12 protein-coding genes are annotated in these 14,222 nt (G+C 48.0%); 2 read left to right on the top strand and 10 right to left on the bottom strand.

All coding sequences use genetic code 11. The annotated features are described in order from the left end of the window. Positions 1 to 6 precede the first annotated feature (6 nt). Genes rhaT through NBH16_RS07265 form a run of 3 tightly spaced genes read right to left on the bottom strand, consistent with a single transcriptional unit; the run spans position 7 to position 3,751 of the window. Entirely contained in the window at positions 7 to 1,032 is a 1,026-nt protein-coding gene (gene rhaT / locus NBH16_RS07255; protein WP_250788324.1) for an L-rhamnose/proton symporter RhaT, read from the bottom strand. Then, complete coding sequence (locus tag NBH16_RS07260; protein ID WP_250788301.1) at positions 1,032 to 2,291, bottom strand: L-rhamnose isomerase; 1,260 nt, start codon at positions 2,289 to 2,291, stop codon at positions 1,032 to 1,034. The genes rhaT and NBH16_RS07260 overlap by 1 nt, the downstream gene beginning before the upstream one ends. Before the next feature lie 38 nt (positions 2,292 to 2,329). Next, positions 2,330 to 3,751 (bottom strand): rhamnulokinase, encoded by a 1,422-nt coding sequence (locus NBH16_RS07265; RefSeq protein ID WP_036614321.1) that lies wholly within the window; start codon positions 3,749 to 3,751, stop codon positions 2,330 to 2,332. A gap of 94 nt (positions 3,752 to 3,845) precedes the next feature. On the opposite strand from NBH16_RS07265, the gene NBH16_RS07270 reads away from it, so the two are divergent. After that, positions 3,846 to 4,733, top strand: a complete 888-nt coding sequence (locus NBH16_RS07270) for an AraC family transcriptional regulator (RefSeq protein WP_005856470.1) — start codon at positions 3,846 to 3,848, stop codon at positions 4,731 to 4,733. A gap of 15 nt (positions 4,734 to 4,748) precedes the next feature. On the opposite strand, the gene NBH16_RS07275 is transcribed toward NBH16_RS07270, so the two are convergent. Then, positions 4,749 to 6,620, bottom strand: a complete 1,872-nt coding sequence (locus NBH16_RS07275) for a glycoside hydrolase family 127 protein (RefSeq protein ID WP_250788302.1) — start codon at positions 6,618 to 6,620, stop codon at positions 4,749 to 4,751. 196 nt (positions 6,621 to 6,816) lie between these two features. On the opposite strand from NBH16_RS07275, the gene NBH16_RS07280 reads away from it, so the two are divergent. Continuing rightward, a complete protein-coding gene (locus NBH16_RS07280) occupies positions 6,817 to 8,361 on the top strand; it encodes a sensor histidine kinase (RefSeq protein WP_005868308.1) in 1,545 nt (514 codons plus the stop codon). Positions 8,362 to 8,454: 93 nt separating this feature from the next. Here the strand turns inward: NBH16_RS07280 and NBH16_RS07285 are convergent, their stop codons facing one another. The 6 genes from NBH16_RS07285 to NBH16_RS07310 all read right to left on the bottom strand — a co-directional run bounded on the left by NBH16_RS07285 (position 8,455) and on the right by NBH16_RS07310 (position 14,220). Further along, positions 8,455 to 9,537, bottom strand: a complete 1,083-nt coding sequence (locus NBH16_RS07285; RefSeq protein ID WP_250788303.1) for a dipeptidase — start codon at positions 9,535 to 9,537, stop codon at positions 8,455 to 8,457. A 47-nt stretch (positions 9,538 to 9,584) separates the two neighbouring features. Beyond that, complete coding sequence (locus NBH16_RS07290) at positions 9,585 to 10,688, bottom strand: D-TA family PLP-dependent enzyme (protein ID WP_250788305.1); 1,104 nt, start codon at positions 10,686 to 10,688, stop codon at positions 9,585 to 9,587. A 3-nt stretch (positions 10,689 to 10,691) separates the two neighbouring features. Next, a complete protein-coding gene (locus tag NBH16_RS07295; RefSeq protein WP_005868303.1) occupies positions 10,692 to 11,165 on the bottom strand; it encodes a RidA family protein in 474 nt (157 codons plus the stop codon). A gap of 40 nt (positions 11,166 to 11,205) precedes the next feature. Continuing rightward, positions 11,206 to 11,727: a DUF4833 domain-containing protein gene (locus tag NBH16_RS07300; RefSeq protein ID WP_005856451.1), complete on the bottom strand. Its 522-nt coding sequence runs from the start codon at positions 11,725 to 11,727 to the stop codon at positions 11,206 to 11,208. Positions 11,728 to 11,745: 18 nt separating this feature from the next. Then, positions 11,746 to 13,065, bottom strand: a complete 1,320-nt coding sequence (locus NBH16_RS07305; protein ID WP_048927393.1) for a gluconate:H+ symporter — start codon at positions 13,063 to 13,065, stop codon at positions 11,746 to 11,748. A 63-nt stretch (positions 13,066 to 13,128) separates the two neighbouring features. Continuing rightward, positions 13,129 to 14,220 carry an ABC transporter permease gene (locus NBH16_RS07310; protein WP_250788307.1) on the bottom strand — a complete coding sequence of 364 codons (1,092 nt, stop codon included), beginning with the start codon at positions 14,218 to 14,220 and terminating at the stop codon, positions 13,129 to 13,131. Positions 14,221 to 14,222: the final 2 nt, after the last annotated feature.

Raw genomic sequence — 14,222 nt, forward strand, 5'->3', positions numbered from 1 at the left:
TTTTAATTAAACTATATTCGGATATAATAAGGAAAGGATCAAGATACACATGCCGGTAATCAATACCACGATCGTCCGGCGATCCACGCCCTTCCATTCTTTTAATAAGATGCCCCAGACATTACTGAAAATAACATTCAACGACATCAGGATACTCCACGAGAAAGCCAGCATAACCGGGGAATCCGAGAAATAGCTCTTTCCCATCCCCAGTCCGAAGAACTGCGAGTACCAAAGCACGCCTGCCAAAGCGCAAAATAAGACATTATTCAGCAATGTACCTCCCGATACCGAGAAATAATCCTTGCCCGTCCCGTTTTTCACGTTCTGGAAAATACAATACACAGCGTTCGTACAAAAGCCGCCCAAAGTAACCAACAGTATTACGGGATTCAAGGCGAACAGATCGCTAGCTCCCGCCTCTCTCGCTTTCGCCAGCACCTCGTTTCCCGATTCCAAACCCAAATTGAAGCAGGCGCTCATCACGCCGGCAAGCAAGGCTACCGCCAAGCCCTTGGTCAAGGCAAAATCCTTCACCGCCGCTTTCTTCTCCTCCTCACTCATATTCCGGGCCCGCAGGCTTCCGGCGTAACCGATCACGGCGATACCTGCCAAGGTAATGCAAACACCGGTCAACAGGATCAATCCGGTTCCCTCAAACAGGTTCGTTCCACCGAACAAAGCCGGGAAGAGCGTACCGAAACCGGCGCATGTACCCAAGGCGATGCTCTGTCCCAAAGCTACGCCCAGATAACGCATACTCAACCCGAAAGTCAACCCGCCGACACCCCAGAGCATGCCATAGATAACCGCTCCCAAGCTACCCGGCGAACACCATAGCTCCAGTAAGGTACTCCCTTCCGGTACCGCCAACATCGCTCCGAGATAAGGGAAAACCAACCAAGCGAAGATACCTTGCATCAACCAAAAGCTTTCCCAACTCCAATCCCGGATCTTATTGATCGGCACGTACGAGCTACTCTGCCCGAAACTGCCGATCGCGATGATCAACAACCCGATCCCGATCTCTATCATTTCCGTCTTGAGGTAACGTCGGACTCATATTTCTCGATCTCAGCGATATAAGACTCTCCTACGGGGACCCCACTTTGTAGACAATACATATCCCAAACCGCCCCCCAAGGCAGACTCTTCGCTTCCTCCTGCAAGGCAAGACGCTGGAAATACTTACCCTCATCCTCGTACTGGCGAAGCAAGGCGATCGGCTCCAGCAAAGCGAGCATAAAGGCTTTTTGCGTAGCACGGCTACCAATGACATAAGCACCGATACGATTGATGGTAGCGTCGAAATAATCCAAACCGATATGTACCCGGTCCAAGGCGTCGCAACGCACGATCTCACGGGCTAAATCCTGCACATCGTCATTCAAGATCACGACATGATCGCTATCCCAACGGATCGGACGACTTACGTGCAACATGATCTCGGGCGTAAACAGCAATAACGAGGAAACCTTGTCGGCGATACTTTCCGTCAAATGGAAATGGCCGGTGTCCAAGGTAACGATCTTGTTCTTTTTCGCCCCGTAACCCAAATAGAAATCATAGGAACCTACCGTATAACTTTCCAGACCGATACCGAAGAGTTTCGCCTCGATACAATCTTTCATCCATTTATATTCGGTAGCGAATATCTCATCCAGCGATTCCTCCAAGATACGGCGATAACGTAAGCGGCTGGCCGGTACTTCCTTGCTCCCGTCATGTATCCAAAGGTTCATCATACAAGGATCGTTCTGGGCTTTACCCATCTCATCGCTGATCCAGCGACAACGCTTCGTATGCTCGATCCAGAAGTTACGGATATCATCGCTGGGGTTCGCCAAGGTCAAATCTCCGCTTTTAGGGTGCGAGAAAGAGGTACTGTTGAAGTCTAGCTTGAAATCATTCTCTTTCGCCCATTGTATCCAGCTCTCGAAATGACGGGGTTCTACCTCGTCACGGTCTACTTTCTCCCCTTGGAAATCCCCATAGATCTCATGCAGACTAAGCCGATGATTACCGGGGATATAGGATTTCGCCTTCAATACATCCCGACGCAACTCGTCGATAGTACGGGCACGTCCCGGATAATTGCCGGTCACTTGTATACCACCGGTCAAGGAGCCGCCTTGGTTCTCGAAACCGCTTACGTCATCGGCCTGCCAGCAATGCAGGGATAGGGATATTTTCTTCATATCCTCTAAAGCTTTACGAACGTCTACACCTACGGCCGCATAACGTTCTGCCGCTACTTCAAATGCCTGTTGAATTAAACTGTCTTTTGTCATGGTATGATGTTTTTAAATTTATATGATTTGAAAGTGTATCACCTTTCCGGATAAAATTCCTTGGGAGGGAATGCGGTGGCTATCAGTCTTCGCATCTCCCAACAATCCGTCAGTAATCCTGCCGACTTAGCCTGTATCAAGCAATTTCCAATGGCTGTCGCCTCAGACGGGCCTGCCAATACGGGAATACCGATAGCGTTGGCTGTCAACTGATTCAGCAGATCGTTCCGAGAGCCACCACCTATCACATGCAATCGTTCGATCGGATGTGGCGACATCGATTTGAGTATTTCCAGCACCTCTTTATAACGATTCGCCAAGCTATAAAATATACAATGTACATAATCGGCGTCCGAAGCGGGAACAGCCTGCCCGGTTTCCTCACAATAGGCCGTAATCTCACGTAGCATACTCTCCGGATTGGCGAAACGGGGATCATCCGGATTGATCAAGGAGGGAAACTCGCTTAACTCCGCCATCCGAACCATATCATCGTACGAATAATCCAATCCGGACCGCTTCCATTGCTCCCGGCAACGTTCCAAGATCCACATACCTGTAATATTCTTCAAAAAGCGAGTCGTACCCTCGATACCCCCCTCATTCGTGAAATTATTCTTGAAAGAGACCTCGTTGATGATCGGCTTCTCCACCTCGATACCCATCAAGCTCCAAGTACCGCTACTCAAGTAAGCGAAATTAGGAGAAGAAGCAGGAACAGCGGCTACCGCCGACGCCGTATCGTGACCAGCCACGGCGATTACCGGGATTTCCCCGATTCCTGTCTTACGGGCGATCGACTCGCTCAACCGCCCGATCAACGTCCCCGGCATCACCACCGGACACATCAAAGTAGGAGATACACCCACGGCCTCCAAGAGCTTGTAATCGAATTTATGGGTTTCCGGGTTCAATAATTGAGACGTGGAAGCGATCGTATATTCACATACCATACGCTCCGTCAACATATAAGCCAAAAGGTCCGGTATGAATAATATCTTTTCCGCCACTTCCTGCGGTATAAACGAGTCTTGCCCCGCCCTGAAAAGCTGGAACAAGCTATTAAACGGCATCACTTGAATACCTGTCCGCTTATAGACCTCTTCCTTGGGAATCCGTTTGAAAAAGTCCTCGGGAGCGCCGTCCGTATAAGGATCTCGGTAAGCACGAGGTAAGCCCAACAAAGAGCCATCCAAAGCCACATACCCAAAATCCACCCCCCATGTATCTATTCCGATCGAGTGCAACCGGATTCTTTGCCGGGCGCATATCGTCAAGCTTTCTATAAGAGAAGTATAAAGATGATAGATATCCCAATAAAACCGTCCGTGTAATTCCACCATCGGATTCGGGAACCGATGGATCTCTTTCATTTCAAATTTGGCATCCTTTAAGGTCCCGAGCACGGCCCGTCCACTGGTAGCCCCTATATCAAAGGCTAGAAAATTATATTCCTTCATGGCTTAACAAAGTTATTTGTTTGACGAAAGCAAAAGTAGAAGCATTATTGCTATATTTGCTTACGAAAATGATTTTAAACCTTTCAAATCTGACATGAACGAACTGCGGAATGATTTACTACGTTACTTGACGATCAGCGCTACGGATGAGGAATGGGGAATCGTCGTCACGACGGTCGGATATCAATTCATCCCGCCGGGTTGCGCCTATCCGCTTTCCCGGCATCCGGAGAAGTATAATTTCAAGCCTCAGACCGGGCGCATCCTGAATGAGTATCAATTGGTATATATAACGAAAGGTAGCGGGTACTTTTCCTCCCAGTCTTGTAAATCGCAAAAGATAAACGCAGGGACGATGATCCTCCTTTTCCCCGGGGAATGGCATAGTTATTATCCGGACCGGGAAACGGGATGGGATGAGTATTGGGTAGGTTTCCGGGGCATTCATATCGATAAACGTGTGGAGAAGAAATTCTTTACCAAGGAAGAGCCGCTACACCGGATCGGGCTGAGCGCTACGATCGTCGGACTTTATGAGGATATACTGAAGTTCGCCTCGGAGGAGAAATCCGGTTACCAACAGATGATCTCCAGTATCGTGCTTCATATATTAGGCTCCGTATATTATAAGGAAAAGAACAACTCCTTCACGAACACCTATGTCGTAGATAAAATCAACGAGGCACGTATATTAATGAAGGAGAACATCGAGGACCCATTAAGTCCGGAAGAGATCGCTGCCCGTCTTGGTTTAGGTTATTCATGGTTTCGCCGGATGTTTAAGGAATACACCGGCGTCTCCCCCGCCCAATATCAATTACAACAGAAGCTCCTTCGTGCGAAAGAGCTTCTGACTAGCACCCCTTTGACGATCTCCGAGATCGCCTATAGCCTGCATTTCGAGAATGCCGGCCAGTTCTCCACATTCTTTAAGAAGAAAGAAGGGGTTACGCCCTCGGAGTTCAGGGATCGGACGCATTGAGCTGGAGTGAACCGCTCAATAAGGTTTATAAGACGTACGCATGACATTCCATGTTTTTGGTAGCCACACTCTATAACGTTCTGCCTGATTCCACGTATTACCAGCTGATGCGAAATCGCACAGATGAATCGGGCGAGCCTTGCCGTTTCCTTCCAAATCCGTTCCTAAAACCATAGGAACGGTAAAAGCCATCCAAGCGAAATCGGGGGCTTGTACCGGAGTTAATTCCACATAACCATCCTTGCTGACGATCACGGAAGCCTCATCCACATCTCCATCCTTAAAGCGGCTATCTCTAGCCAGCACCAAAGGGCCTCTTACGATCGCTTGAGCCTCGTTCAGCTCCACCAAGCGAGCCCGCATATCCAACTCCACCGTAATTTCATCCCCTTTCTCCCAAGTCCTATGAATCGGTAGGTATGCTCCAGCCAACAGATCCGTTAAAGGCTCACCATTGACAGACACCACAGTTCGCTCACTCCACGCCGGGATACGCAAGGCGATCGTAAAATCACTCGTCTTCTCCGGTTCCACCACAATCCGGATTTGCCCATCTATCGGGTAGTCCGTCTCCTGCGTCATCGACACCCTCGTCTTTTTATCCAACTCTACCTCCACGCTCGAAGCCGCATATAGGTTGACATCGATACGTCTGCCGTTTACCTGATAAGCGAACCGCGGAATCATCGCGAAAGCACGAGGTCCATTCGCATTGCAACAATTGATATGCATACCGCATTGCTCCTCTCCTTCATGCCGCCAGCCCTCCAACGGACTGTATTTCGCTATTTGAGAGGCATCCGCTTTCAGCGAGGCTAGTAAAGCGTTATACATAGCCTTCTCGATCTGGTCCGCATATAAGGAATTTCCGGTTAGTCCGAGCATCCTGTCACAAATCTGCATCCACGTGAACGTCACACAAGTCTCCATCGTATGATAAGTAGGATAGGTCTGTAACGCCTTGCCTCCATACCAGCACTCGAACGCACTACCAGAACCGGCCACATTGATTTCCTCATTGATTATATGATTCATCGTTTTCTCCACCACAGATAAATATAATGGATTCTTAGTGACCTTGTAAAGTTCCAACAAGCCCTCATAACAAGACATCATCTCATATGCTTTTTGTCCATTCTCCGGAGAGAACCAAACCTTTGGATGTGGGAAACGTCCGGCGACAGGAATATCCGCAATCGCCTTACTAATCAATCGAGGGCCTTCCGGAGTCTCCCATTGCTTTACGATGTACTTGGCAAAATCCAGATATTTATCTTGCCGGGTACGATTATACAGATACATCACCGGCTCAAGTACCGAAGAGCTTGGCATTCCTATATAATTACCGGTCGTCACGATATTCACTTTTCCGGGTCCCACCTGCGTCATCAAATGGTCGATCACCCGGCAGGCGGCATCCAAAGCTTTTCGATCCCCGGATAAGTCATAATAAGCGATCAAACCTAAAGCCGTGTATTTTCGCCCCCATATATCCCACTGGTTCAACTGTGCTTCCTCGGAATAGTTACCGATATATCCATTCGGCAATTGGGTTTCCATCAACAATTCCGCTCCATTCTTAATAATCTTGTACAACTCAGGATCTTTATCATAACGGTATGAGGCGATCGCCCCTTGTATCCATTTTCCCCAAAATTCCGATTGCCAGCGCGAGGTCTCTTCCTTATGCCGGAAAGGTTCCACCAAATGATCCACATCTTGAGCTTTCACTCGATACTCGATACAAGCGTCGATCCGTTGCCCCAAATAACCGGATATCCTCAAGTGACGTACAGGATCAGTGTTTCTTACTTGCGCATTCATACAACAAACACAAAAACAAAAGAATAGACACGACATGCCTTTTGTTAATACGGATATACTCATAAACACAATTCTTAAGGTTAATAAATGTGATAAAGATAGCACATTCCACTTGTTCGGAACTTTCAGAATTGACAAAATAAATATGAATATTGACACACAAATCGTATCTTAAAATAAAATATCTATTATTTTTCCCCTGATATATTTTGTATGAATCCCAGTAAATACATATTTTTACTTCAAAAAAATTTAAGTTATGAGGGTCATTTATCTTTTACTATCTTTTATGCTTTGTTTCTACCCTGTCACACAGGCGCAAAACACGACGAATCAATTTATGACACAGGCACAAAGCAGCCTGGAAAAAAAAGACTACACCAAAGCTCGTTATCTTTTTTTACAAGCTTACAAGAGCTTATCCCAAAAAGGTGATTACAAACAGGCGATCGATGCCGGTACGCAGGCGGCTTATCTATATTATCGCGAGAATTATTACCAAGAGGCATTCGATCTTTGCCGCCAGATGAACCAATTCATCTTAACCGAGGAACAGAAGTTGCAGAAATCGCTCTATGAGCAACGCTTCCAAGTAACGAAAGAGCGGTTGGAAATGTATATTAAGCTAAAGAACGCCGCCCAAGCGCAAGTTCAACTCAATACATTAGATAATCTGGCCAGCCAAGCGGGCGATGAGAAGTTATCGAACAATTTATTATATACCCAAGCAGGTTATTATTATACGTTCGGGCAAAACGAGCAGGGGGATGCTGCTTTCCAGAAACTGATCAACCAGTATAAGGAGAAAAAAGAATACGAGAAGGTGAACGATTGCTACCGGAACCTGATCTCTATCGCTCGTAAGGCAAACAACGCCCCACTGATGGAACGTACCTACGACAAATACATCGTATGGACGGATTCCGTAAAAGCTCTTACGGCAGAGGATAAACTAGGGGCATTACAACAAAAATACGATCAGAGCCTACAGACAATACAGGAGAAAGACGATAAATTGTCTGTTAAGCAATATATGATTGTCGGACTTATCACATTCGTGGTAATCCTGATAGCCGCCTTGCTTTTCTTGGGATTCCTTCTATTACGCTTTATTGTGCTGAACAAGAAATTAAAGAAAATCATCCAGACGACAAACGAGCATAGCGAACAACAAGCCCAATTCATCCAAAACATATCGGTTCAGATGGAGCCTACCTTGAACAAGCTTAGCGCATCCGCCAAAGAATTACAGGCGGTAGCTCCGAAGCAGGCCGAGGATGTATGGACACGGGTAGAGGCTTTGAAACAGTTTACGGTTCATATCCAAGAGCTTTCCTCCTTGGAGAATACGTTGATGGAACCGTATGAGGTTAGTTCTTTTAATGTAGGAAACTTCAGTAAGAAAATCGTGGAGAAGGTTAAAGGGGATATTCAACCGGAGGTCAATCTCGTAACAGACGTGCCCCAATTGGAGATTAAGACGAACGCCGAGCATCTGGAGCAAGTCTTATTACATTTGTTAAAGAATGCCGCATTATATACTTCCAGCGGTAACATCCGTCTGGAATTTAAACGGAAAGGCGCTCATGTTTGCCAATTTATCATTACCGATAATGGTACAGGCATACCGGATGATCTAAAAGAGAACTTATTCAAGCCATTCAATGAGGCGAAGGATCTAGCGCAAGGCGATGGTTTGGGATTACCCATCTGCGCACTGATGGTTAGTAAATTAAACGGAACCCTATCTATCGATAAGGAATATAAGAAGGGATGCCGGTTCGTCTTGGTATTGCAGATATAAAATAGACTCACCTTGTTTGTCTTTTTACCGCGATGCGGATGCAGCGTCACTGCATCCGCATCGCGGTATCACTGCAACCCGGGTTGCAGTAGCTTATTCCGGCAAATGCTTCCGTAAGAACTCAATCCAGTTACCAGAGGCGATACGGTTGATAGCATCGTCCGTAAAGCCACGGTATTGAAGGATCGGGAATATCTTTTGGAGATCGGCGATCGTTACTAGGTCATACGGGCATTGCTCCGTACCGAAAGCACCATCCAGATCACTGCCGATAGCCACATGGTTCGCGTTTCCGGCCAATTGGCAGACATGATCGATATTGTTCGCCATAATCTCCATTCCACAGTTCATGCCTCTTGGAGTAGACTCGCCTCGCACCCAGTTCGGTACCATCATCCAAGCGTCTAGGGCGATACCGATCACGGCGCCACGCTCTATCAACGCCTTGATCATCTCGTCGCTAAACTGGCGGTTGTGATCTACGAAGGCCCGACAGTTGTTATGGCTCGCCCAAATCGGTCCCTTATACAAATCCAACGCATCCCAGAAAGCCTCATCACATAAATGGGTCACGTCAAGAATCATACCCAAGCGATCCATGGTACGCAACAACTCTTTCCCCATGGCATTCAGATGACCGGTAGAATCCGTACCGTTGGCATATCTTCCGGGGCCGTAATGTGCCGGGCCAACCGCCCTCAAGCCATAAGCATACGCCCTTTCCATATGATTCACCGTGATGAACGAGTCGGCTCCCTCGATACTTAATACATAACCGATCGGCTTCTTGTCGGCGGGTTCACCGTCTTTCCAAAGAGCCAGATGCGTATCCAAGGCCTTCTTATCCCGGATCATAACCATCTGGCCCTCCTCTTCCATCGCCTTATACCAAGCAAGTTGGCCTTGGGTCTGCGCCCAAGCTTGTTCCGGGGAATGCCAACCGGGAAGTGGATTATCCGGCCCTACATAGCGACCGATCTGGGTGGCGACTACTAACCCGACGTTTCCTTTACGCAGTTCCTCAAACGATATAGTGGCGTTTCCACGGTCGGGCTTATCGGTCATACCGATTTCTCTCCGGTTTATTTCCTTTAGGGGTTCACGCAAATCCCGATTCCACTCCAAAGCGTTCATGCTTAGGTCGAGATGGGCATCGATAATAAATGGCTTATTCATTTTATTAATTGAGAGTTGATAATTGATAATTAAAAATTTGATTACCGTTAATAGGTGATACGGCGTGAACGGGCAATGATAGGCCATTCGCCGATCGCCTCACGATCCCGGATCACATAAGCCTTGTCGTATAAAGCGACCGTAGGACAAATATGAACGGGAATGCCATAGAATACGGAACCTAATGGATAGAGCCGACTGTCCGGGACTTCCAAGACCAGATGCTCCTCGCTCTGGGAGATAGGTTTCGCCTCCGGATGGTTCAAGAAAAACACACGGGGCAAAGGACTTTCCGAGGCTACCGCCTTGTAACCAAGATCTACACAAACATGATGCTCATCCAGCACGGAAATGACCCGAGTTATCAATAAGGCAGCTACCTTGAACGGCATATCCGGATAAGCGTTTCCATACCCCCAATCCCAGAACACAAACGTGCCGGGACTGCATTCGCAATCCTTCCGCTTCGCGTACATCGGGAATGTAGGAGTACCTCCCATCACCTTTACCAATGGATAGGCAAACTTGCGGGATATCTCCCGGAACACACGTTCGGTCAAGGCGTACGCTGCATCCGCGCCTTGGCAACGTACCGATAGCTCCGCGTCATGTATATGTCCGTCGTAGCCATGCAACCCGATAATCTGCAGAGACTTCAGCGGCAGAATGGCATCCACCAGCGCCTCCGCTCTCTCCGGGAGGACTCCGGTACGATTCATTCCCACGTTCAGATCGATAAAGACATCCAAGGTGATATTCCCGGCCTCGCAAAGAGCCGAGATCGCACGGGCATTCTCCACTTGATCTACCAAGCAGGAGTAATGGGTGGCGGGATATGCCTTTATCAAATCTAATAAGCGGGAAATCTTCGGACCTACCGGCTGATAGGCTAATAATACATCTGGGGCATTCATATGCCCCAGCATCTCGGCCTCGGCAATCGTAGCGCACTTGAACTTCCGGATTCCGGCATCCAGCAGCATGCGGGATACCTCAGCCGCCTTATTCGTCTTCACGTGCGGACGAAGCCGGTTCGTATCGCCTATAATCCTCTTGGCCAACTCGATATTGCCGGAAATACGATCCGGATAGAACGCCAAGGCTGGCGAGTCTATCCGGTCTACATTACTTATGACGTACCAATCGTCCATGGCTTATTCGTATAATTCGAACAAAGCCTCTATCTCTACAGGAATATTATCGGGAAGAGAACCGAATCCTACGGCGCTACGGGTACCTACACCGTTATCCGGCCCCCATACGGCGGCGAACAACTCGCTACAGCCATTGATCACATAAGGATGCTTTCCGAAATCGGGCGTACAATTTACCATACCCAATACCTTGATCACTCTCTTTATCTTGTTGAAGCTACCAAGGTTCGCCTGGATGGTCGCCAACATGGTAAGTCCTACTTGCTGGGCGGCGAATTTGCCTTCATCCATCGTCAAGTCCTTACCGATACGTCCGATGATCAAGGACTTATCATTCCGCACAGGCCCGTGACCGGAAAGATACAGGTATTTGCCATCTATCACACAAGGCTTGTAAACTCCGGCCGGAGCCGGTGCGGGAGGTAAGGTCAACCCTAATTTCTCAAAATTCTCATCTGCGTTAATCATGCTCATAATTTCTTTCATTTATATGTTAGTAAAAAAATATATTGGTCTATTTCCTGACTCTTTCCGTTACCGGTTGATTCGTGGCGACAGAGATTCCTTGTAGCTCTACATACTCGACGCTTAAAGGATTCTTGGAGCTGGCTTTAACGTAGAGGGATTGGAGAATCGCCTGTTGGTTGTTGATCGTTATGTAGCATACATAGCGGGAATCACGTTTGGTAATCGTCAACTGGCGGGAGGGATAAGCGGTCAATGAGCATACACAAGCATTATCACTCGCCGAGATCAGTTTATACCCATAAGCCATTTTCCGTTGTATATAGCTCAAGCCATTGGTTTCCCCCGGATGCTTTTCCCGATTGACCCAATAAACGTTCAAGGGATCATGTGTATCCAGCTTACCATCCCTCAGATTCACATCGTAACAAACCAAGTTCTTATTCACGCTTCGTGCTATATGAAAAAGCCTCCCGACCGTTGGATAAGTACCTTCCTCCGGGTCCGCCGCAAACGAGGCGACGAAAGGGAAAAGCATAATAACGATACTAAGCAGCCATCTCTTTCTCATTGCTCAATCATTCTTTTATTATACAATCATATTTAAGATCATTACCCCGATCAATCCTACGACCGACACGATCGTCTCCATGATAGACCATGAGCAGATCGTATCCTTTATGCTTAGGTTAAAATATTCCTTGAACATCCAGAAGCCGGAATCGTTGACATGCGAGAACATCAAGCTACCCGCTCCTAAAGATAAAACCATCAAGTTCGGGTTCGCACCCGTTTGCGTAACTAAAGGCATCACCACGCCCGCCGCCGTCAACGCCGCCACCGTAGCCGATCCCACGCACAAACGGATCACGGCAGAGATCAACCAACCCAAGATCAACGGATGAACGGGCAATTGCTCCAGACTTGTCGCCAGCTCATTGCTTACCCCGCTATCCTCCATGATCTGCTTGAAGATACCGGAACCCGCGATGATCAAAAGGATCATAGAGATATCTTTCACGGCCTCCCCATAGACTGCCATAACCGACTTGATACCACGTCCCTGCCGGATGCCCAGCGTATATGTAGCGAACAACAAGGCGATCAGCATTACAATGGAAGGAGCACCAATAAAAGAGACTATCCCGCTCGCCATCTCGCCCATATCCTTAAAGCAATAAGGAATAACCGTCACGATAATCAGTAAAAAGACAGGCAACGTAGCGCTGATAAAACTATTCGCCTTGCCCGGCATGCTATATCTCCCGCTATCCTCTTTCTGCTCGAACAACGTGACCGGACCGGATTTTATATGTTTCAACCGACTGCCGAACACCGGCCCGGCGATAATGATAGCCGGAATCGCCAAACATAAACCGTAGATCAGCGTAAGGCCGATATTCGCGTTGAACTGCACCACCAAGGCTACCGGAGACGGATGCGGGGGCAGGAATCCATGCGTCACGGACAACGCCGCCAACATCGGCAACCCGATATAGACCGCCGGAAGCTTGTATTTATACACGATCGAGAAGATCAATGGCACCAACAACACAAATCCGATCCCATAAAATAACGGAATACCCACGACAAAACCTGTCACCATCAGCCCCCATTGTATATGCTTAGTACCAAAAAGCGACACCATCACGGAAGCGATCTTCTGTGCCGCTCCGCTCTCGGCCACCAACTTGCCTAGCATAGCGCCTAATACGATAATCAACGTCAACCCACCCAAGATACTCCCGATACCGTTATTCACCGAGTCCGGCAGCTTCTCCAACGGAATGCCCAAAGCGATGCCCGCCAAGATAGAGGAGATCAGAAACGCAATGAAAGCATCCACCTTAAAGTAGGATATCAAGACAATCAATAAGGCCAAACAAAGTACGACAATGATAAATGACATGTTTTTTCGCTGTATTAGTTTATAATCCGTAAACGGGATACAAAGAAAACATTTATTTCCGAACTACCCCTTTTTACGATAACTAATTACCGCTAACAGATTAAAAAAAACAGCAAATAGACAGACAATCACGAAATGTCCCCGTAAATCGGCAAAGCCGCTCCCCTTTAAATAGACCATACGCATCACCTCCACGAAATAACGCACCGGGTTCGCCAGCGTGATCTTCTGCGCCCATTCCGGCATACTGCTGATCGGCGTGAACAATCCGCTTAGCAAGGCGAAAATGATCAAGAAGAAAAACGCCGTAAGCATCGCTTGTTGCTGTGTGGACGAGAAGGAGGAGATCGCCAAGCCAAATCCCGTAAAAGCGATCAAATATACGGCGGCAAACAAATAGATCACCCCGAAACTCCCCTCCGGCACCAAGCCGTAGATCAGCCAAGCGATGAGGATCGCCACCGTCAGCAGGACAAAGCCTATCACCCAGAAAGGGATCAGCTTCGACAGCAGGAACAGGGACTTGGGTACGGGCGAGACGTTTATCTGCTCGATCGTCCCTTTCTCCTTCTCGCTCACGATATTCAAGGCGGAGATCGATCCCCCGATAATCGTCAACAAGAATACCATGATGCCGGGAACCATATAGATCTTGTAGCTCAAGTGGGGATTGAACAGGTTAATCGAAGCCACTCCCCTGCCCGATCCCATAGAGGCGAAACCTTTCTCCCTATTGAAATCCTGTATAATCGAGGAGAGGTAGGAGCTACCCAAGCCGCCCTTGGTTCCGTTCACGGCGTTAGCGGCGATCATCACGTCCGCCCTGCCCTCCTTCCCCAAGTCCCGCTCGAAATCAGAGGGGATTTCCAGAATGATATCGGACCCATTGCTCTCCACCGAGGTCAGCGCCTCGTCGTAACGATCCGACCGGTCTGTCAGGCGGAAATATCCGGAGGATAGTACCTTATCTACCAATTGCATGGAGGTGACGGAATGATCGTTGTCCACGATGCTAAGGTTAATATTTCGCATCTCGAAATTAGCGGCGAAAGGCAAGATGATCAACTGCATGATCGGGATGATGAAGATAATCTTCGGCATGAACCGGTCCCGACGGATCTGCTTGAACTCTTTCTCTAACAAATATCGTAACATAG

Origin of the sequence: Parabacteroides sp. Y3-G-102 (assembly GCF_023656845.1) — a bacterium.
Classification (GTDB): domain Bacteria; phylum Bacteroidota; class Bacteroidia; order Bacteroidales; family Tannerellaceae; genus Parabacteroides; species Parabacteroides distasonis.

Coding starts and splice junctions, on each gene's coding strand:
- NBH16_RS07295 (WP_005868303.1), bottom strand. CDS start 11,165: ATGAGCATGATTAACGCAGATGAGAATTTTGAGAAATTAGGGTTGACC.
- NBH16_RS07280 (WP_005868308.1), top strand. CDS start 6,817: ATGAGGGTCATTTATCTTTTACTATCTTTTATGCTTTGTTTCTACCCT.
- NBH16_RS07265 (WP_036614321.1), bottom strand. CDS start 3,751: ATGAAGGAATATAATTTTCTAGCCTTTGATATAGGGGCTACCAGTGGA.
- NBH16_RS07260 (WP_250788301.1), bottom strand. CDS start 2,291: ATGACAAAAGACAGTTTAATTCAACAGGCATTTGAAGTAGCGGCAGAA.
- NBH16_RS07275 (WP_250788302.1), bottom strand. CDS start 6,620: ATGAGTATATCCGTATTAACAAAAGGCATGTCGTGTCTATTCTTTTGT.
- NBH16_RS07300 (WP_005856451.1), bottom strand. CDS start 11,727: ATGAGAAAGAGATGGCTGCTTAGTATCGTTATTATGCTTTTCCCTTTC.
- NBH16_RS07290 (WP_250788305.1), bottom strand. CDS start 10,688: ATGGACGATTGGTACGTCATAAGTAATGTAGACCGGATAGACTCGCCA.
- NBH16_RS07285 (WP_250788303.1), bottom strand. CDS start 9,537: ATGAATAAGCCATTTATTATCGATGCCCATCTCGACCTAAGCATGAAC.
- NBH16_RS07270 (WP_005856470.1), top strand. CDS start 3,846: ATGAACGAACTGCGGAATGATTTACTACGTTACTTGACGATCAGCGCT.
- NBH16_RS07305 (WP_048927393.1), bottom strand. CDS start 13,065: ATGTCATTTATCATTGTCGTACTTTGTTTGGCCTTATTGATTGTCTTG.
- NBH16_RS07310 (WP_250788307.1), bottom strand. CDS start 14,220: ATGTTACGATATTTGTTAGAGAAAGAGTTCAAGCAGATCCGTCGGGAC.